Raw genomic sequence first — 19,515 nt, forward strand, 5'->3', positions numbered from 1 at the left:
AATTCGTGGATTAAATAAATAAAAATAAAATATCCGAACCTGGAATTCGAAGGCCGCGCAGGATCGCCGATCGAAGCCTTGTGGCATGAGGTTAACGGCAGATCACGGCAAACCTTTAGGGTGCTTTCGTCACAATTATTCATTTCATTTTTATCAATGAATGAATGATTTTCGGTCATCGGAGCGTCATACACCATCCCCGATAATTCGGCGCTCACATTCTTTCAATAGACCAAACGGCGATCGAAGCCGGATCGCTGCGGGGAGCTGTACTCATGACCATCCGTCATCGCATTACGCTGCTAGTCGTCCTGACGTTCTTCGCGCTGTCCGCGATCGGCATCTATGCCGTGTACCAGACCCGCAAGAGCGCGTCCGAGGTACGCCAGGTCACCCAGGGAATCGTGCCGAGCGCGCTCGCGTCCGCGGATCTCGTCGCCGATGTGAAGAACATCCAGATCGCGACGATGACGCTCGTCTATGCGCCCGACGCGAACACCGCCGCGCAGGCGCGCGACGAGCTGAAGGCGAAGCAGGGCGCGCTGCGCGCCGCGCTCGACGTGCAGGCGAAGTCGGCGGTCGGCCAGGCGCAGGTCGGGCTCGTCTCGCAGGCGAAGGAGAGCGCCACGAACTATTTCGCGGCAATCGACGACACCGTGAAGATGAAGGCCGACGGCAAGCCCGAGATGGCGCAGGCGTACCTGTTCGCGAACGTCGCGCAGTATCGCGACGAACTCGAAAGCATCGTCGACACGCTGCGCGTCGAGAAGAACCGCCAGAAGGACGACGCGATCAGCGCGCTGAACGGGATGCTGTCGACCACGGCGACCGCGATCGCGGGCGTCGCCGGCACGGTGATCGTGCTGCTGACCGCACTGGGCCTGCTGCTGTATCGCCAGATCACGCGCCCGCTGATCGGGATGCAGACGGCGATGAGCGAGATCGCGACGAGCCAGGATTTCACGCGCCGCGTGCCGGTGGGCCGGATGGACGAAATCGGCCATTCGATCGTCGCGTTCAACGGGATGATCGAGAAGATCCAGGAGAACTCGGCGCAGCTCAAGCAGAAGACGGCCGACATCCAGGCGATGCTGCAGAATATGCAGCAGGGGATCCTGACCGTCGTCGAAGGCGGCGTCGTGCATGCGGAGTTTTCGGCGTACCTCGAAACCATCTTCGAGACGAGCGACATCGCGGGCCGCGACCTGATGGCGCTCGTGTTCGACGACTCGAACATCGGTTCCGACGCGCGCTCGCAGGTCGATGCGGCCGTGCACGCATGCCTCGGCGAAGACAGCATGAACTTCGCGTTCAACGAGCACCTGCTCGTGAACGAAGTCGCGAAGCGGATGCCGGACGGCCGCGACAAGTGGCTCGACCTGAGCTGGTCGGCGATCACCGACGAGACCGACACGGTCGTGCGCCTGATGCTGTGCGTGCGCGACGTGACCGAGATTCGCGAGCTGACCGCGCAGGCCGGCGAGCAGCAGCGCCGCCTCGAAATGATCGGCGAGATTCTGTCGATCAGCCAGGACAAGTTCCACGACTTCGTGCACAGCGCGAAGGGCTTCCTCAGCGAGAACGAGCGGATGATCCGCCAGCACGAGCGCGCCGATCACTCGATCGTCGCGGCGCTGTTCCGCAACATGCACACGATCAAGGGCAATGCGCGCACGTACAGCCTCCAGCACCTGACCAACATCGTCCACGAGGCGGAGCAGGCGTACGACTCGCTGCGCCGCGCGGACGGCGGCCCGGAATGGAACCGCGACGCGCTGATGGACGACCTGGCCCGCGTGCGCGACGCGGTCGAGCACTACGCGACGATCAACGCGGTCACGCTCGGCCGCAGCGGCGAAGCGGTGCAGGGCGCCGACTTCCTGATGGTCGAACGCGCGCACATCAGCGAGAGCCTGCGCGTGCTCGACGGCGCCGATCCGGCGAACGCGTCCGACTGGCACGCGGCGCGCGACGCCGTGCGCCGCATGTTGAGCCAGCTCGGCACGCAGGGCATCGGCGATGCGCTCGGCGGCGTGATCGAGTCGCTGCCGTCGCTCGCGGCCGAACTCGGCAAGCCGGCGCCGGTCGTGCATATCGACAGCCACGGCCACCGCGTGCGCAGCGAAATCGCCGCGACGCTGAAGAACGTGTTCATGCACCTGCTGCGCAATTCGATGGACCACGGGATCGAATCGTCCGACGAGCGGCGCGCGGCCGGCAAGGCGGCGTCCGGCACGATCGACATCGCGGTCGGCGTGGGCGGCGGCGAGCTGTGGTTCGTGCTGAGCGACGACGGCCGCGGCCTCGCGCTCGACCGGATTCGCGGCATCGCGCGCGAGCGCGGCTGGATCGATGCCGGCCACGACGCGGCGCTGTCCGACGACGAGGTGGCCGAGCTGATCTTCCGGCCGGGTTTCTCGACCGCGAGCACGGTGACCGAAGTGTCGGGGCGCGGCGTCGGCATGGACGCGGTGCGCAACTTCCTGAAGTGCGACGGCGGCGACATCGCGCTGCGCTTCACCGACGATCGCGTCGGCGCGCCGTATCGCGCGTTCGAGACGATCGTGTCGCTGCCGGCCCGCTTCGCGGCGGACGGTGCCGCCCAGGGCGTCGTGCACGAACGTGCGCGCAGCGCGGACATCGGCGCGGCGGAGTGACGACGTGATCGGGCAGGCGTGGATGATCCAGATGGCCGCCGCACTGGCGGGCGGTGTCGTCGTCGCCATCGTGGCGGCGGTGGTGTTTCGCGTGACGCGCACGCGGCTCGTCGCGGCGCACGAGCGCGATGCGGCGCAGTTGCGCGGCGCGCTCGACGCAGCCGACGCGCGCGTCGCCGACGTCGCGTCGGCGCATGCGGAGGCGGCCGACGCATGGGCGCAGCGCGAGGCGCAGCTCGAGGATGCGCTGGCGCGCGAGACGTCCGCCGCCGGCTCGCAGCGCGACGCCGTGCAGGCGCTGTCGGCCGATCGCGCGGCGCTCGCGCAGCACGCGATGAAGATCGCCGATGAAGCCGCGCGCCTGCGCGGGCTCGCCGGCACGTTCGAGCGCTGGCACGAGCAGATGATCTCGCTGACCACGCAGAACCAGGACATGCGCGCGAAGAACCAGGAGCTGTCGGCGATCGTCGCGCACGTGTCGATCGTGTCGCTGAACGCGTCGATCGAGGCCGCGCGCGCCGGCGCGGCCGGGCGCGGCTTCTCGATCGTCGCGAGCGAGGTGCGCGGGCTGGCCGCGCGCTCGCAGCAATTGTCGAACAGCTATCGCGACAGCCTGAACCGCAACGATCTCGTGACGGCCGCGACGTTCCAGGACATCCAGGCCGGCGGCAAGATGATCACGGCCGCGCTCGCGACCGTCGAGACGCTGGCCGGGCAACTGCACGCGCGGATCGAAGGAGGCGCGGCGTGATCAGCGCGCAGGCGAAAGCCGGCTTCGAACGGATCTTTTTCGATGCGGCGCGCACGCGGCTCGCATCCGGCGGCGCGTGCGACATCCGGCCGGCTGCCGGCCACGCACATGATGGGCAGGACCACGCGCCCGCGAGGTCGCGCACGAAGCCGAAGGTGCCCGTGCATGTCGCGGTGCTGACGATCTCGGCGCTGCATTTCCGCCTGCTGCTCGCGCTGCGATTCAGCGACGACGACGCGACGCGCCGCCGTTTCGCCGGCGCGTCGGCGGGCACGAGCGGCCAGCGGCCGTTGCCCGAAGCGTTCATGGAAGTCGCGAACCTGTGCTGCGGCGCGATCAACCAGGCGCTGACCGTGCCGTTTCCCGACCTGGGGATGTCGACGCCTTACCTGCTGAGCGGATCTAGCATCGACTACCTGCCCGCGCTGGCGCCGAATCACGTGGCCGCCTACGACCTGACGCTCGACGGCGACGTGCGGGTCGGCGCGACGTTGTGCGTGTGCGCGAACGCGCCGGTCGATTTCCATGTGCCGGAGACGGCCACGGTGGATACCGGCGGCGAGCTCGAACTGTTCTGACCGACCCTGACAGATCATTAGGAAACCTTGAGATGACCCTGGACAAACCCGTCAGCAAGGTGCTCGTACTCGACGACAGTCGCGTGCACGCCGACGCGATCAAGCGTTTCTGCGACGAGCACAACCTGGTCGGCCTGACCGTGCGGCGTAGCCGGTTGCTGAAGGTGCTGCGCTCGAACATCGACCTCGGCGCGATCCTGCTGGCCGAGGATTACGGCGGTTCGCCGGCCGAGAGCGCGATCATCGCGACGCAGATCGATGCGCTGCGCCCCGAATTGCCGATCATCCTGCGCCGCGAATCGCTCGCGTCGCGCGACGGGTTGCCGGAGGCGCTCGCGCGCGTCGCGTGCGCGGCCTACGTCGCGGACGACATGACGCCGCTCAAGCGCGCGATCGACGAATACCTGTTCGGCCGCGACTACCCGAACGCACTCGTGCGCGGCATCTCGGAGATCACGGAGGCGCGCATCGACAGCCTGTTCCCGGGCATGACGATCGAGCACGAAACGCCGTGCATCGTGCGCGACCAGATCATCTTCGGCGAAGTGTTCAGCCTGATCGCGCTCGAAAGCGCATGGTGCCGCGGCTACATGCTGCTGCAGACGAGCGAGCAGCCGCTGCTCGACATGCTCGGCGGCACGCGCGAGGCCGGCCGCGCGCCGGATTTCCGCGACGTGAACAGCGTGCTCGGCGAGCTGACCAACCTCGTGTGGGGCGCGTTCAAGAACCGCTATCTCGGCGACGCCGAGGCGCTGGCGCGCCATCCGGTGCAGGTGCCGCTCGTCGTCAATCACAAGCAGAAGTTCATCTCGTTCGGCGGCGATTGCCCGCAGCTCTGCTTCAAGTACCGGATGACCGACCCGGCATCGGGGCGCTCCGTGTGCCTCGACCAGCGCTTCGTGTTCAGCCTCAGCTGGTCGCCGGAGGATTTCCGCGAATCGGTGCAGGACGTCGGGCCGATGGTCGAATCGGGCGAACTCGAACTGTTTTGAATATCGAAGTCAGCAACAAGGAAAGGAAGGGGAATACGACATGGCAAAGATTCTGGTGGTCGACGATTCGGGCACGGTGCGCGACGAAGTCGCGGGCTTCCTGCGCAATCACGGGCTCGACGTCGCGACGGCCGTCGACGGCAAGGACGGGCTCGCGAAGCTCAAGGCGACGCCCGGCGTGCGTCTCGTGATCAGCGACGTGAACATGCCGAACATGGACGGCCTGACGATGGTCGAGAAGATCCGCGGCGAGCTGGCGAACTCGACGGTCAACGTCGTGATGCTGACGACCGAAAGCAGCCCGGCGATGAAGGAGCGCGGCAAGGCCGCCGGCGTGAAGGGCTGGATCGTGAAGCCGTTCAAGGGCGACGCGGTGCTCGACGCGCTGAAGAAGCTCGCGGGCTGACGCCCGTCGGGGGGCGGCGCACCCGCGCCCGCCCGCGCGTTCAGCGTTGCGGTTCGGGTTGCGCGGCCGCCGCGTCGCCGGTGGCGGCCGGCACGCGTGGTGCGGGCGTCTGCCATTGCACGACGATCATCCCAGCGAAGATCAGCGCGACGCCCGCGATGCGGCCGGGGGTCGCAAGCCGCTGCGCGAGCCCCATCAGCCCGTAGTGGTCGATCAGCAGCGACGCGAGCATTTGCCCGGCGACGACGCAGACGATGAAGGTCGTCGCGCCGAGCCGCGGCGTCAGGATCAGCGCGAGCGTGATGTAGATCACGCCCGCGAGGCCGCCGAGCCACATCCACAGCGGGCGCTGCAGCGCGTCGCCGACGAGCGGCGCGTTCGCACGCGTCGCCAGCAGCACGGGCAGCACCGCGAGCAGGCTCACCGTCAGCGACGCGACGCTCGCCCACAGCGGGTGGCCGAGCGCGCGCCCGAGCGCAGCATTGCTGCCGCCTTGCAGCGGCACGAGCGCGCCGGCGACGAAGGCCGCGACGGCGAGCGGAAGGGTGGCGAAGGACAGGGAAGTCGTCATCTTGGTCGGTCGTGAAAGGATGTTGAAATGATTGTTGTCCATTAAGATCACGAATGGAAATTCGTTCTTCGGATGCTTCATATTCCTTTCATGAATAATCTGGCCCGCATCGACCTGAACCTGCTCGTGACGCTGCATGTGTTGCTGAGCGAAAAACACATCTCGCGTGCCGCCGTCCGGCTGCACCGCAGCCAGCCGGCCGTGAGCCATGCGCTCGCGCGGCTGCGCGACATCTTCGGCGATCCGTTGCTCGTGCGGCGCGCGGGCCGGCTCGAACTCACCGCACGTGCGAACGAACTGGTCGAGCCGCTGAACGACGTCCTTGGCCGGCTCGGCGCGCTGATCGAGCCGCCGGCGTTCGATCCGTCCGCGGCCACGCGCGTGTTTCGCATCGCGATGTCCGACTACGGCGCGCGGATCGTGCTGCCGGCGCTCGTGAAGACGTTGCGCGCCGACGCGCCGGGCATCGAGCTGATCGTGTCGCAGGCCACCCGCGAGGCGATGCGGATGCAGCTGATGGACGGCGAGGTCGATCTCGCGCTCGGCGTGTTGCCCGCGATGCAGCGCGACCTGCACGCGCAACCGCTGTTCGTCGAGTCGTTCGCGTGCGTGGCCGATGCAAGCCGCCTGCCGCGCCGCGGCGACCTCGCGCTCGATGCGTGGCTCGCGCGGCCGCATGCGCTCGTCGCGATGCGCGACGGGATGGACAACGAAGTCGATCGCGCGCTCGCGCGGCTACGGCGCGAGCGGCACATCGCGGTGATCCTGCCGTTCTGGGGTGTGGCGAACGACCTGATCGCCGACACCGACCTCGTGCTGACCGTCGCGCGGCGCAACCTCGACCGCGTGCGCGACGATGCGCGGTTGCGCGTGTTCGAGCCGCCGTTCCCGATCGATTCGTTCGAGTTCGCGCAGCACTGGCACGCGCGCCGGCACGGCGACGCCGCGCACATCTGGCTGCGGCAGACGATCGCGCGCGTCGCGAGCGGCGGGTAGCCGCGCGGCGTGGCCGGCGCGACGCGCGCGCAATTTACAGCGCGCCGCGATCTCCGTATCCTGCCGGATGCCGAGGGCGGCGTGCCTGCGCGACCTGCGCGGCACGCACGGCATCCACAACAATCAGGAACGGGACACCTTCCCATGACAATCAAGATCGATCGGGCGGCGCTCGTGCGCGGCGCATGCGTAACGCTGATGGCCGCGCTGGCAGGCGGATGCGCGAACACCACCGGGCAGTCGAATGCCCAACAGGCTGCCGTCAGCAGCGGTTCGTCATACACGTGCAACCCCACGCAGGCCGACGGGCTGGTGACGGCCGGGAAGGGCGTCAACGGGTGCTATTTCGTGCTGCACGATCCCGCGACGAAGCAGCCGCTGCCGAACACGCGCTATGCGTTCGCGCTGTACACGAGCGCGGCCCAGGACAACCGGGAACTCGAAGTCGAAGGATCGACCGACGCACAAGGGCGCACGGCCTACATGCGCTCCGCTGCGCCGATCGATGCGGCTCGCATGGTGCTCGTCCGCACGATCGGCGACGGCCCGACGGGGCGCATCCCGGTGCTGGTCCGGCCGCAGGACGGCAAGCGCATTCCGTTCGCGACGTACAAGATCACCGGCTGCAACGGCCCGTACGAAGGTGTGACCGACGAAACGGGGCGCGGGGTGATGTACCGCTGCAAGACGAAGTCGAAGATCGACGTGTCGTTCCAGCAGTCGCGACCTTGAGGTGAGCGCAATGGTGTCCGGATCCGGTCGCACCGACGCGCAGCAGACGGAAACGCTGATCGCGAAGGGCGTCGTCTTTACCATCGTCGGTACGTGCCTGCTGATCGGCGCTGCCCTGTACGCGCAGTCGACGCGCGAATTCCTGCGGACGTCGGTCGTCGTGCCGGGGCGGGTCATCAAGCTGAACGCGGGCCCGCATCATCCGGAGATCGCGTTCACGACGCTCGCGGGCGAGCACGTCGAATATCCGCAAGGCGGCGAGGTCAGCGTGGAGGAGGGCGCAACGGTCGAGGTGCGCTACGCACCCGATGCGCCCCATATGACGGCGCGGATGAATACGTTCGGTGCGATCTGGGGGGGCGTACTGACCTTCGGCGGAATGGGCGCCGTCTTTTTCCTCGTCGGCGCCAGTCAACTGCGCTCGGGCGTGCGCGCGTGGCGCGGCGGGCGCAAGCGGACGTGACCGAGTGAGCCTGCTGCACCCCGACTGGACGTCGCACGGAATGTGGAGGAGCATTTCATCATCACGGTGCCGTGAACGTGCACGCATCATCGCCGCGCGTTCGCGCCGCATCGAATCCTGCCGAACCCCATCGAGCGGAACATCATGAAATCCGATCAAGACACTGCCGAGCCGATCCTGTTGCGCGACGCGCACGACGGCGTCGTCACGCTGCGGCTGAACCGTCCGCAGCAATTCAATGCACTGTCCGAAGCGATGCTGGCGAGCCTGCACGATGCGTTCGAGTCGCTGGCTGCCGATCCGCACGTGCGCTGCGTCGTGCTGGCCGCGGAGGGCAAGGCGTTCTGCGCGGGCCACGACCTGCGGCAGATGCGCAGCAAGCCCGAACTCGATTACTACCGCACGCTGTTCGCGCAGTGCAGCCGCGTGATGCTCGCGATGCGCGCATTACCGGTGCCCGTGATCGCGCGCGTGCACGGCATCGCGACGGCCGCCGGCTGCCAGCTCGTCGCCGCGTGCGACCTGGCGATCGCGGCCGATACCGCGCGCTTCGCGGTATCGGGCATCAACGTCGGGCTGTTCTGTTCGACGCCGGCCGTTGCGTTGAGCCGCAACGTCACGGCGAAGCGCGCGTTCGACATGCTCGTGACCGGGCGCTTCGTCGACGCGGCAACGGCCGCCGCATGGGGCCTCGTCAACGAGGCCGTGCCCGAGGATGCGCTCGACGCGGCCGTTGCACGCAAGGTCGCGGAGATCGTCGCGAAGAGCCCGGCCGCGGTGCGGGTCGGCAAGCAGATGTTCTATCGCCAGCGCGAGTTGCCGCTCGACGAAGCCTATGCGTATGCGGGCGACGTGATGGCGCGCAACATGATGGAAGAGGATGCCGGCGAAGGGATCGACGCGTTCCTCGAGAAGCGCAAGCCGACGTGGCGTTCGTAGTGCGTTATTAACGGAGTGCGGCGAGCGAAGCGGAAGGGCCGTCACGCACGCCATTCGCTCGCACGGAAAAGCAAACGGGCCGCCCGAGGCGACCCGCAACCGAAGCGCACGTCAGGCGACGCAACAGCGCGTGCGCCGCCGCATCCAAGCCGGTCAGCGCCCGTAGCTCCCGGTCCGCAGCGTCGGCTGCTCGCTCGACGCACCCGGCGGCACGATCACGACCGGCACACGGCGCGCGAGCGCGCACATCAGCTCGTAGCCGATCGTGCCGCTGGCTTCCGCCACGTCATCCACCTTCACCTGGTCGCCCCACAGCTCGACACTCGACCCGATGCCCGCGTTCGGGCACGGCGTCAGGTCGACGGTCAGCATGTCCATCGACACGCGGCCGACGACGCGCGTCATCACGCCGTCCACCGCGATCGGCGTGCCGGTCGGTGCGTGGCGCGGATAGCCGTCCGCATAGCCGCACGCGACGACGCCGATCCGCATCGGCCGGTCGGCCGTGAAGCGGCGGCCGTAGCCGACGGTCTCTTCCGGCGACAGCGTCTGCACACCGATGATCTTGCTCGTCAGCGTCATCGCGGCCATCAGCGGCGTGTCGGCGATACCCCGCGCCGCACCCGTCGGCGACGCACCGTACAGGATCGTGCCGGGCCGCACCCAGTCGCGGTGCGCGCGCGGATGCCACAGCACGGCGGCCGAATTCGACGTCGAGCGCTCGCCCGGAATCCCCGCGGTGGTCGCATCGAACTGGTCGAGCTGCCAGTCCACTTCGCCTTCGTCGGCGTTCGCGAAATGCATCATCAGCGTGATCTTGCCGATCGACGGTGCGCTCGCCGCGCGCTCCCACGCGGCCCGGAAAACGGCGGGGCGGTAGCCGAGCCGGTTCATCCCGGAGTTCATCTTGAGCTGGATGTCGATCGGCAGCTGCGGCTTCGCCGCGATCAGCAGGTCGAGCTGCTCGTCGCAGTGCACGGCCACCGTCAGGCGGTGGCGATCGGCCAGCTCGACGTCGGCCGGCTCGAAGATCCCTTCGAGCAGCAGCACGGGCTTGTCCCAGCCGAGTTCGCGCACGCGCACGGCTTCGTCGAGATCGAGCAGCGCGATGCCGTCGGCGGCGGCCAGGCCCGGGTAGATCCGCTCGATGCCGTGACCGTACGCATTGGCCTTGACCACGGCCCACACGCGCGATTGCGCGGCGGTGCGGCGGATGAAGTCGAGGTTGTGGCGGACGGCGTCGGGGCGGATATGGGCGACGATGGGACGGGGCATGGCGATGTCTCGGATCGGATGTCGTTCGGCGCGCGCGGCGGCGCGGGTTCGGCGGCCTGGCGCGACAACGCGCCGGGCCAGTGTTGAACGCTATCTTATTGGTGTTCGACCAGTTTTAATTAACGTTTTTGTCGATGATTTGGTGGAAATTTTGGTGTCGAACCAGGCCGCGTTGCGGCTGCCGGCGGGCCGTGCAGCCGAGTCTCCCGTCTAGAAAACCGGTGCGCGAACAGCACGACGCAATGCTAAGCTCTCGGCGATCTTGTCATTGATCAATGTAATCATAAAGGAGGAGACTTTTGATGACGACGTCCCAGCTGTGCCTGTTCATCGTGGCGCTGTTGCCGTTCTCGATGACGTTTCTCGCGAAGGCCCGCAAGGGCTACGACAACCGCGCGCCGCGCGACTACCTGGCGAAGCTCGAAGGCTGGCGCGCTCGCGCGCAAGCCGCGCACCAGAACGCATGGGAGGCGCTTGCGCTGTTCACGGCCGCGCTGGTGGTGGCATGGCACAACGGCGCGAACGTGCATCGCGTCGACCAGCTTGCGATGGCGTTCGTCGCGATCCGCATTGTCTACATGCTGATGTACCTGCTGAACTGGGCGTCGCTGCGTTCGCTCGTGTGGTTCGGCGGGATGGCGTGCGTGGTGGCGTTGTTCTTCGCTGCGCCGTAAGCGGCGCATGCGGGCGAGGCCGGCGCGTTACTTGCCGGTCGCGCCGCCCGTGCCGCGCACGCGGCTGTCGTTGGATGCGGGCGCAACGATCGGTCCCGCGATCGGCGCTGCGTTCGAGTCTGCTTCCGCTTCGCGGCGCAGGAACGCGATCAGGGGATCGAGCAGCCGGTGCCGCGTCGACGGGTTGCGGCGCAGCACGAAGCGCCACGACGCGGCGCGTTCGAGGCCCGGCCGCAGCGGCACGAGGCGCCCGCTGCGCAGCTCGGGCTCGATCAGCGGCGCGCGGCCGAGCGCGATGCCCGCGCCGCCGACCGCCGCGCCGATGACCTGGCTGAAACTGCTGTAGCGGACGATCTTCGTCTCGAAGTCGCCGGGCAGGCCGAACTCCGTGGACCAGTTGCGCCAGTCGATCTCGGGGCTGTGCTCGTGCATCTCCTGCAGCAGCCGGGAGCGGCACACGTTCACGGACGCATACGGATGCAGTTCGGGGCTGCATACCGGGAACACCGTTTCCTGCAGCAGGATGTCGTCGTCGGCCTGCAGCCGGTGCGCGGGCACGTGCACGATCGCCAGATCGACGCCGCTGCGCGCGAAATCCGGTTCGTCGTCGAGCACGACGGCGTGCAGCGGTGTATCGGGATGAAGCGACGAGAATTCCGCGAGGCGGCGGGCGAGCCACATCGCCGAAAACGGCGCGTTGGCGGATACGGTGAGCCGTTGCGCGGTGCCGCGAATCTCGGCACAGGCGTCGGTCAGCCGCGACAGCGCATCGCTGACGGCCGGCAGCAGGCGTGCGCCGGCCGGCGTGAGGCTGATGCCGCCGAGCCCCGTGCTGCGTTCGAGCAGCCGCGCGCCGAGCGATTCCTCGAGCGCGCGAATCTGGTGACTGACCGCACTCGTCGACACGTTCAGCTCCGCCGCCGCGCGCGCGAACCCGCCGAGGCGGACGGCAGCCTCGAAAGCTCGCAATGCGCTGAGGGGAGGGAGGTGCGACATGCGGGGTATTGTAGTTGACTCAACACCCGTTGAAAAATCATCTTTTGCCGCGCACGGGTGGCGCGGGTAGCCTCGATCCGGTCAAGAAAAAACATCATCGGACACCACCGGAGGGCTTCATGTATTTCGACCGACGACTATGGGCAATGATGGCGGGACTGCGCTGGCGGGTGGCCGCCGCCGTCGCGCTCGGCCTGCTCGCGATGGGTGTCGGGATCCTGCGTTTCGTCTTTCTCGGCCGCGTGCTGGCGCTGGTCTTTTCCGGCGCGCCGGCACGCAGTATCAGCGAAGCCGTCGTTGCCACGGCGGCCTGCGTGCTGCTGCGCGCGTGGCTCGACCATCGCCGCACGGTGCTCGCGCAGCACACGGCCGGGCGCGTGCAGGCCGCGCTGCGCGCGCGGCTGTTCGACCGGATCGCAGCGCTCGGCCCCGCGTGGTTCAGCGGCGAACGCACGGGCGGCGTGATGCTGGCCGTCGTCGATGGCGTCGAGCAACTGCAGACCTTTTTCGGCACCTATTTGCCGCAGCTCGTGATCGCCGCGTGCGCGCCGGTGATGATCTTCGCGGTGCTCGCGTGGTGGGACGTGCCGACGGCCGCGATCCTGCTGGTCGCGGCGCTCGTCACGCTCGCGCTGCCGCAACTCGTGCATCGCGCCGACAAGCGCGCGGCGCTCGCACGCTCGGCCGCCTTCAAGGCGTTCGGCGAGGAGTTTCTCGACGCGGTGCAAGGCCTGCCGACGCTGAAGGCGTTCGGGCAAAGCACGGCATTCGGCGCGAAGCTGGCCGCGAAGGCGCGTGCGCTGTCCGACAGCACGTTCTGGGTGCTCGCGCTCGGCCTGCTGACGCGGCTCTTCACCGATCTCGGCACCGGCCTCGGCGCGGCCGCCGCGATCGCGGTCGGCGCGTGGCGCGTGCGGCACGGCGACATGAGCCTCGAGGCGCTGCTGATCGTGCTGATGGCCGGCAGCGAGATCTTCCGGCCGCTGCGCGACCTGCGTGCCGTGCTGCATCAGGGGATGATCGGCCAGTCGGCGGCGAATGCGATCCACGCGCTGCTCGACGCGGAGCGTCACGCACCGGCCACCGACGCGCCGCGCGTCACGGGCCTGCGGCCGGAGATCGCGTTCGACGCCGTCAGCTTCGCGTATCCGGGGCGCCGCGCGGACGCGCATGCGGCGCTGAGCTTCTCGGTGCGCGAAGGCGAGACGGTGGCGATCGTCGGGCCGAGCGGTGCGGGCAAGTCGACCATCGTGCGCCTGCTGCTGCGCCAGCACGATGCGCAGGGCGGCGCGATCCGCATCGGCGGCCAGGACGTGCGCACGCTCGATGCCGGCCAGGTGCGCGAGATGATCGCGGTCGTCGCGCAGGATGCGACGCTGTTCGACGGCAGCGTGGCCGACAACCTGCGGCTCGGCCGCCCCGACGCGAGCGACGCGGACATGATCGCCGCCGCGCGTGCCGCCAACGCGCACGATTTCATCTCGGCGCTGCCCGACGGCTATGCGACGCGCATCGGCGAACGCGGGCTCATGCTGTCGGGCGGCCAGCGCCAGCGCCTCGCGATTGCCCGCGCGCTGCTGCGCGATGCGCCGATCCTGTTGCTCGACGAGGCGCTGTCGTCGGTCGACGCGGAGAACGAAGCGCTGATCCAGCAGGCGCTCGACCGGCTCACGCGCGGGCGGACCACGCTCGTGCTCGCGCACCGGCTGTCCAGCGTGATCGGCGCCGACCGCATCCTGGTGCTCGACCAGGGGCAGGTGGTCGACGAAGGGACGCACGCGGCGCTGATCGCGCGCGACGGCCCGTATCGCCGGCTGATGGGGCCGCAACTGGAAGCGGTCGCCGAATCGGTCGGCGTGGCGGCAACGGCCGGCGCGACCGCGCGCGCGTCGTCGGGCCCGCAGGTGCGGCCGTTGAACGACGATGCGGCGGAGATCGGCTGGCCGGAAACCCTGCGGACGCTGCTGCGCTTCGTGCGCCCGTGGACGGGCAAGGTCGTGCTGACGGTGCTGTTCGGGATCGGCCGCGTGCTCGCCTTCATCGGCGTCGGCGTGATCGGCGCGCTGGTGGTCGGTGCGGTGCCGGGCGGCCACGTGAGCCCGGCGCTCGTCACCGCGCTGCTCGTGATCGCGCCGGTAGCGGCCGTGCTGCACTGGCTCGAATCGTGGCTCGCGCACGACATGGCGTACCGGCTGCTCGCGGAAATGCGCATCGCGCTGTTCGCGACGCTGGAACGCCTCGCGCCGGCCGGGCTGCTGCGTCGCCGTTCGGGCGACCTCGTGTCGCTTGCGACGCAGGACGTCGAGACCGTCGAGTATTTCTATGCGCACACGCTGGCACCCGCGTTCGTCGCGGTGCTCGTGCCGGCCGCCGTGCTGGTGCTGCTCGCGTCGGTTGCGTGGCCGCTCGCGCTCGCGCTGCTGCCGTTCCTGCTGTGGGCCGGGCTCGCGCCGGTGCTGGCGCGGCGCGACGTCGACCGGCTCGGCACCGGCGCACGTGAAGCGCTCGGCCAGCTCGGCGCGCACCTGACCGAAACGATCCAGGGGCTCGCGGAGCTGACCGCGTTCCAGGCCGTCGCGCGCCGGCGCGCAGCGTTCGTGGCCGAAGTCGATGCGTACCGCAACCAGCGCGCAAAGCTGCTCGACGATTTGTCGGCGCAAAGTGCCGCGCTGGAAATCGCGAGCGGGCTCGGCGGGCTGGTCGTCGCGGCGCTCGGCGCGCTGCTGTGCGCACGCGGCTGGTTTCCGCGCGAGTCGTTGCCGCTGCTGGTGCTGGTCGCCGTGGCCGCGTTCATGCCGGTGGCCGAAATCGGCCAGGTCGCGCGCCAGCTCGCCGATACGATCGCATCGACGCGCCGCTTGCGTGCGCTGGAGAAGGAGCCGGTGCCGGTGACGGACGGCACCCATGCGATGCCTGCCGATCCGGCGGTGCGTTTCGAGGCCACGTCCTTCACGTACCCGGGCCGCAGCGTGCCCGCGATCGATCGCGTGAGCTTCGACGTGCCGCCCGGCAGCACGGTCGCGCTGGTCGGCGCATCGGGCGCCGGCAAGTCGACGGTCGCGAGCCTGCTGCTGCGCTTCTGGGATCCGCAGCAGGGCCGCGTGACGCTCGGCGGCGTCGACCTGCGCGATCTTAGGCTCGACGACCTGCGGCAGCACATCGCGCTGGTTGCGCAGGATACCTACCTGTTCAACGACACGCTCGAAGCGAACATCCGGCTCGCCGCGAGCGACGCGTCCGACGCGGACGTGCAGCGCGCGATCGACCATGCGGCGCTCGGCGACTTCGTCGCGCGGCTGCCGGACGGGCTCGCGACGCGCGTCGGCGAGCGCGGCGTGCAGCTGTCGGGCGGCCAGCGCCAGCGTGTCGCGATTGCGCGCGCGTTCCTGAAGGATGCGCCCGTGCTGATCCTCGACGAAGCGACGTCCCATCTGGACACGATCAGCGAGCAGCAGATCCGTGCGGCGCTGGAAGACCTGATGACGCAGCGCACGTCGATCATCATCGCGCACCGGCTGTCGACCGTGCGCAACGCCGACCTGATCCTCGTGATGGAGCACGGCAGCGTGATCGAGGCCGGACGGCATGCCGACTTGATGGCGCGGCAGGGCGCGTATGCGCGGCTCGTGTCGCATCAGGCGAGCGGGGTGGCGGCGTAAGCGACGCTGCATCGGAGGCGCGCGGCCGGCCGGCAGGGCCGCGCGCTTTCCGCAACATGCGTTGAACCGCGCCGGCGATTGCCGGCGTCGCGGGCGGGCGGCCACTCCGGCGCGGCACGACACAACGCCGCGCCGCGTCGAAGCGTCGACGATCCGCGCAGACAAATGCGCGGCGGCGGCAGTTGTCCGGCGCAGTCGCGCCGTCATGCTGCTCCCGCGCGTGATGTGCCCTTGACGGCAAACCCTCCCGGCCAGTCCACAGCCACCGCGCACTGCTCGTCAGACACCGCCTACGGCCGGCGCAGCACGATCCGGCGCGACCGCTCCCCCCCGCCGGGCCACACGCCCTTTCCTCCGATTTATCCGCCCAGCGCGCCGCGGGTTTGTCTCGATGCATTTCCCCGTTGCGGACTTTTTTGTTGTCGTAGTATCGCAATTGACAACACTTGTTGCACTAAGGTCTAATTCGACATCGCATGTTGCGGTGCGGCTTGATGTCGTCGTTCCGCCGGCCGCCTGGCCGGTCACATCGCTCAACCATGCGGAGAGAAACCATGAGTCGCCGTTCCTTCCTGAAAGCCGTCGCGGTCGTTGCCGCGCTCGGCGCCAGCCTCGCGCACGCGGATACCAAGACGCTCGTCGTCGGCACCGACACGTCGTTCATGCCGTTCGAGTTCAAGCAGGGCGACAAGTACGTCGGCTTCGATCTCGACCTGTGGGCGGAGATCGCGAAGGACCAGGGCTGGAAATACACGATCCAGCCGATGGATTTCGCGGGCCTGATCCCGGCGCTGCAGACGCAGAACATCGACGTCGCGCTGTCGGGCATGACGATCAAGGAGGAGCGCAAGAAGGCGATCGACTTCTCCGCGCCGTACTACGACAGCGGCCTCGCGGCGATGGTGCAAACGGGCAACACGACGATCAAGTCGATCGACGACCTGAACGGCAAGGTGATCGCCGCGAAAACCGGCACCGCGACGATCGACTGGATCAAGGCGCACCTGAAGCCGAAGGAGATCCGCCAGTTCCCGAACATCGACCAGGCGTACCTCGCGCTCGAAGCCGGCCGGGTCGACGCGGCGATGCACGACACGCCGAACGTGCTGTTCTTCGTGAACAACGAAGGCAAGGGCAAGGTGAAGGTCGCGGGCCAGCCGGTCAGCGGCGACAAGTACGGCATGGGTTTCCCGAAGGGCAGCCCGCTCGTGCCGAAGGTCAATGCATCGCTCGTGAAGATCCGGGCCGACGGCCGCTACGCGCAGATCTACAAGAAGTGGTTCGGCGCCGAACCGCCGAAGATGTGAGCGTGACGCCGCAACAGTGCGCGGCCGGACGGCCGCGCCGGTCTTGATTCGAACGGGGAGCGACAAGTGAATTTCGATTGGTCGGCGATCTGGGCGGCGTTGCCGGACCTGATGGACGGGGTCCGGTTGACGGTGTTCATCGCATTTTTCGGGCTGGTGGGCGGCTTCATCGTCGGGATGGTCGCGGGCATGTTCCGCGCATACGGACCGAAGGCGATGAACGTGCTCGCCCAGGTTTATATTGAATTGATCCGCGGCACGCCGATCGTCGTACAGGTGATGTTCCTGTATTTCGCGCTGCCGCTGCTCGCGCATATCCGCATCGACGGCCTGACGGCTGCGATCATCGCGATCACGGTGAATTCCGGCGCGTATCTCGCGGAAGTGGTGCGCGGCGCGCTGCTGTCGATCCCGAAGGGGCTGACGGAAGCGGGGCTCGCGATGGGCTTGTCGATGCCGCGCGTGCTGCTGAAGGTGGTCGGGCCGCTCGCGTTCCGGCGGCTGATTCCGCCGCTCGGCAACCAGTGCATCGTGAGCCTGAAGGACACGTCGCTGTTCATCGTGATCGGCGTCGGCGAGCTGACGCGCAAGGGGCAGGAAATCATCGCGGGCAATTTTCAGGCGGTCGAGATCTGGAGTGCGGTGGCCGTCATCTACCTGTTGCTGACCGGCGCCATGACGCTGACGCTGCGGCTCGTCGAGAAGAGGATGCGTATCCTATGAGCATGATCGAATTCCAGAACGTGTCGAAGAGCTTCGGCCACGTGCCGGTGCTGAAGAACATCGACCTGAAGATCGACGCGGGCGAGGTGGTCGTCGTGGTCGGCCCGTCGGGCTCGGGCAAATCGACGATGCTGCGCTGTATCAACGCGCTCGAGAAAATCACCGGCGGCGAGCTGCTCGTCGACGGGCAGAGCGTGCGCGGCAACGCGACGACGATCCGCAACATCCGGCTCGAAGCCGGCATGGTGTTCCAGCAGTTCAACCTGTTCCCGCAAATGACCGCGCTCGAGAACGTGATGTTCGGGCCGATGCAGGTGCGCGGCGCGTCGCGCGCCGACGCGCGCGACCAGGCGATGGCGCTGCTCGACAAGGTCGGCCTCGAATCGCGCGCAAATCATTATCCGTCGGAGCTGTCGGGCGGCCAGCAGCAGCGTGTCGCGATTGCGCGCGCGCTCGCAATCCGGCCGCGGCTGATGCTGTTCGACGAGCCGACGTCGGCGCTCGATCCGGAATTGCGCCACGAAGTGCTGAAAGTGATGCAGGATCTTGCGACCGAAGGGATGACGATGATCGTCGTCACGCACGAGATCGGCTTCGCGAAGCGGGTCGGCACACGGCTGCTGTTCATGGATCAGGGCGGGATTGCCGAGGACGGCCATCCGGTCGACCTGATCGACCGTCCGCCGACGCCACGCCTGAAGGAATTCCTGAAACACGTGTCCTGAACGAAACCGAAATACCGACATGCCGCTTTCCCTTTCCCCCGTCATCGCCGGCGCGCCGTTCGACATCGGCGTGCGCCTCGGCGAGCTCGCCCGCCCCGTGTTCGACGAATACATGCAGCAGAGCAGCGCGTGGCAGGCCGTGCGCCGCTGGCGCGGCCATCCGTTCGTCGCCGCGCTGCGGCTGGCCGCGCTGGCCGCGTATCCGGATCTCGTTGCGGAACTGGACGGGATCGCGGCCGGTGTCGGCTGGCCGGCCGAGGACATCTTCTTGTGGAACTGCCGCGGCGAGTTGATCCACAACGCGCCGGACGGCTGCACGACGCTTGCCGCGCGCGACGCGGACGGCACGCGCTGGATCGCGCACAACGAGGACGGCGATCCGTACCTGCGCGAGCGCTGCCTGCTCGTCGACGTGCAGCCGGCGGGCAAGCCCGGCTTCATCAGCTTCTATTACCCCGGTTCGCTGCCGGGCCATACCTTTGCGGCGAACCGCGCGGGTATCGCGCAGGCGATCAACAACCTGCGGATCCGCACGCCGGCAGCGGGCGTGCCGCGCATGATCCTCGCGCGCGCCGTGCTCGATGCCACGTCGCTCGACGCGGCGGCCGACGTGCTGCGCGGCCATGCGCGCGCGAGCGGCTTTCATCACACGCTGGGCGCGACCGGCGATGCGCGGCTGCTGAGCATCGAGGCAAGCGTCGCGCGCTGTTCGGTGATCGACGTCGCGCGGCTCGCGGGGCATGCGAACCATCTCGTGCATCCCGGCTGCGACGCGCAAGCGCAGATCGTCACGCAATCGTCGGCCGACCGCCAGCGCCGCGTCGACGCGCTCACGCCCGCCATCGACGCGATCGACGAAGCCGCGCTGCTGCGCGTGCTCGGCGATCGCGCGCCGCAAGGGCTGCCGATCTACCGCGACGATCCGGCCGACCCCGACGACGAGAACACGCTGGCCACCGCCGTGTTCGCGATCGGCGCGGCATCGATCGATTTCACTCTTCACCAACACGGCACGCAGCGTTTCGCGACGCGCATCGTGCCGTCCGGACGCGCGCACGACGCGTCCTGATC

18 protein-coding genes are annotated in these 19,515 nt (G+C 68.3%); 15 read left to right on the forward strand and 3 right to left on the reverse strand.

Annotated features, from left to right (window positions below; all coding sequences use genetic code 11):
• The first annotated feature begins 275 nt into the window (after positions 1-275).
• The 5 genes from QZM35_RS04200 to QZM35_RS04220 are packed head-to-tail and all read left to right on the forward strand — an operon-like array spanning position 276 to position 5,384.
• Complete coding sequence (locus tag QZM35_RS04200) at positions 276-2,657, forward strand: MCP four helix bundle domain-containing protein (RefSeq protein WP_301775448.1); 2,382 nt, start codon at positions 276-278, stop codon at positions 2,655-2,657.
• Positions 2,658-2,679: 22 nt separating this feature from the next.
• The gene (locus tag QZM35_RS04205; RefSeq protein ID WP_301775813.1) at positions 2,680-3,408 is read left to right on the forward strand and encodes a methyl-accepting chemotaxis protein; all 729 of its coding nucleotides are present in this window, start codon (positions 2,680-2,682) and stop codon (positions 3,406-3,408) included.
• Positions 3,405-3,986: a hypothetical protein gene (locus QZM35_RS04210; RefSeq protein WP_301775449.1), complete on the forward strand. Its 582-nt coding sequence runs from the start codon at positions 3,405-3,407 to the stop codon at positions 3,984-3,986. The genes QZM35_RS04205 and QZM35_RS04210 overlap by 4 nt, the downstream gene beginning before the upstream one ends.
• A 32-nt stretch (positions 3,987-4,018) precedes the next feature.
• Complete coding sequence (locus tag QZM35_RS04215) at positions 4,019-4,978, forward strand: chemotaxis protein CheX (RefSeq protein WP_301775450.1); 960 nt, start codon at positions 4,019-4,021, stop codon at positions 4,976-4,978.
• Between the two features lie 40 nt (positions 4,979-5,018).
• A complete protein-coding gene (locus QZM35_RS04220; protein WP_011355572.1) occupies positions 5,019-5,384 on the forward strand; it encodes a response regulator in 366 nt (121 codons plus the stop codon).
• A gap of 40 nt (positions 5,385-5,424) precedes the next feature.
• Here QZM35_RS04220 and QZM35_RS04225 read toward each other — a convergent pair whose 3' ends face one another.
• The gene (locus QZM35_RS04225) at positions 5,425-5,955 is read right to left on the reverse strand and encodes a DMT family transporter (protein WP_089429130.1); all 531 of its coding nucleotides are present in this window, start codon (positions 5,953-5,955) and stop codon (positions 5,425-5,427) included.
• Positions 5,956-6,045: 90 nt separating this feature from the next.
• Here QZM35_RS04225 and QZM35_RS04230 point away from each other — a divergent pair, with 90 nt between their 5' ends.
• The 4 genes from QZM35_RS04230 (at position 6,046) to QZM35_RS04245 (ending at position 9,085) form a co-directional block, all read left to right on the forward strand.
• Positions 6,046-6,951 (forward strand): LysR family transcriptional regulator, encoded by a 906-nt coding sequence (locus QZM35_RS04230; protein WP_174971788.1) that lies wholly within the window; start codon positions 6,046-6,048, stop codon positions 6,949-6,951.
• Between the two features lie 144 nt (positions 6,952-7,095).
• A complete protein-coding gene (locus tag QZM35_RS04235; RefSeq protein WP_301775451.1) occupies positions 7,096-7,683 on the forward strand; it encodes a hypothetical protein in 588 nt (195 codons plus the stop codon).
• Positions 7,684-7,693: 10 nt separating this feature from the next.
• On the forward strand, positions 7,694-8,146 hold the full coding sequence (locus QZM35_RS04240; RefSeq protein WP_089429129.1) for a DUF3592 domain-containing protein: 453 nt from the start codon (positions 7,694-7,696) through the stop codon (positions 8,144-8,146).
• Between the two features lie 144 nt (positions 8,147-8,290).
• Positions 8,291-9,085: an enoyl-CoA hydratase gene (locus tag QZM35_RS04245; RefSeq protein ID WP_174971785.1), complete on the forward strand. Its 795-nt coding sequence runs from the start codon at positions 8,291-8,293 to the stop codon at positions 9,083-9,085.
• A gap of 153 nt (positions 9,086-9,238) precedes the next feature.
• Here QZM35_RS04245 and alr read toward each other — a convergent pair whose 3' ends face one another.
• Positions 9,239-10,360: an alanine racemase gene (gene alr, locus QZM35_RS04250; RefSeq protein ID WP_301775452.1), complete on the reverse strand. Its 1,122-nt coding sequence runs from the start codon at positions 10,358-10,360 to the stop codon at positions 9,239-9,241.
• Positions 10,361-10,662: 302 nt separating this feature from the next.
• On the opposite strand from alr, the gene QZM35_RS04255 reads away from it, so the two are divergent.
• Entirely contained in the window at positions 10,663-11,034 is a 372-nt protein-coding gene (locus QZM35_RS04255) for an MAPEG family protein (protein WP_089427782.1), read from the forward strand.
• Between the two features lie 27 nt (positions 11,035-11,061).
• Here QZM35_RS04255 and QZM35_RS04260 read toward each other — a convergent pair whose 3' ends face one another.
• Positions 11,062-12,030: a LysR family transcriptional regulator gene (locus QZM35_RS04260; RefSeq protein WP_089427781.1), complete on the reverse strand. Its 969-nt coding sequence runs from the start codon at positions 12,028-12,030 to the stop codon at positions 11,062-11,064.
• 119 nt (positions 12,031-12,149) lie between these two features.
• Between QZM35_RS04260 and QZM35_RS04265 the strand changes: the two genes are divergently transcribed.
• The 5 genes from QZM35_RS04265 (at position 12,150) to QZM35_RS04285 (ending at position 19,513) form a co-directional block, all read left to right on the forward strand.
• The gene (locus tag QZM35_RS04265; RefSeq protein ID WP_301775453.1) at positions 12,150-15,689 is read left to right on the forward strand and encodes an ABC transporter ATP-binding protein; all 3,540 of its coding nucleotides are present in this window, start codon (positions 12,150-12,152) and stop codon (positions 15,687-15,689) included.
• A gap of 554 nt (positions 15,690-16,243) precedes the next feature.
• Positions 16,244-16,996, forward strand: coding sequence for a glutamine ABC transporter substrate-binding protein GlnH (gene glnH, locus QZM35_RS04270; RefSeq protein ID WP_089427779.1), 753 nt, complete (start codon positions 16,244-16,246; stop codon positions 16,994-16,996).
• A 66-nt stretch (positions 16,997-17,062) separates the two neighbouring features.
• Positions 17,063-17,719 carry a glutamine ABC transporter permease GlnP gene (gene glnP, locus QZM35_RS04275; RefSeq protein WP_089427778.1) on the forward strand — a complete coding sequence of 219 codons (657 nt, stop codon included), beginning with the start codon at positions 17,063-17,065 and terminating at the stop codon, positions 17,717-17,719.
• The gene (glnQ, locus tag QZM35_RS04280) at positions 17,716-18,444 is read left to right on the forward strand and encodes a glutamine ABC transporter ATP-binding protein GlnQ (RefSeq protein WP_011547980.1); all 729 of its coding nucleotides are present in this window, start codon (positions 17,716-17,718) and stop codon (positions 18,442-18,444) included. Before glnP ends, glnQ begins: the two co-directional genes overlap by 4 nt.
• A gap of 19 nt (positions 18,445-18,463) precedes the next feature.
• A complete protein-coding gene (locus tag QZM35_RS04285) occupies positions 18,464-19,513 on the forward strand; it encodes a C45 family peptidase (protein WP_089432507.1) in 1,050 nt (349 codons plus the stop codon).
• The last annotated feature ends 2 nt before the right edge of the window (positions 19,514-19,515 follow it).

Source organism: Burkholderia sp. AU45274 (genome assembly GCF_030482505.1).
Lineage (GTDB): Bacteria > Pseudomonadota > Gammaproteobacteria > Burkholderiales > Burkholderiaceae > Burkholderia.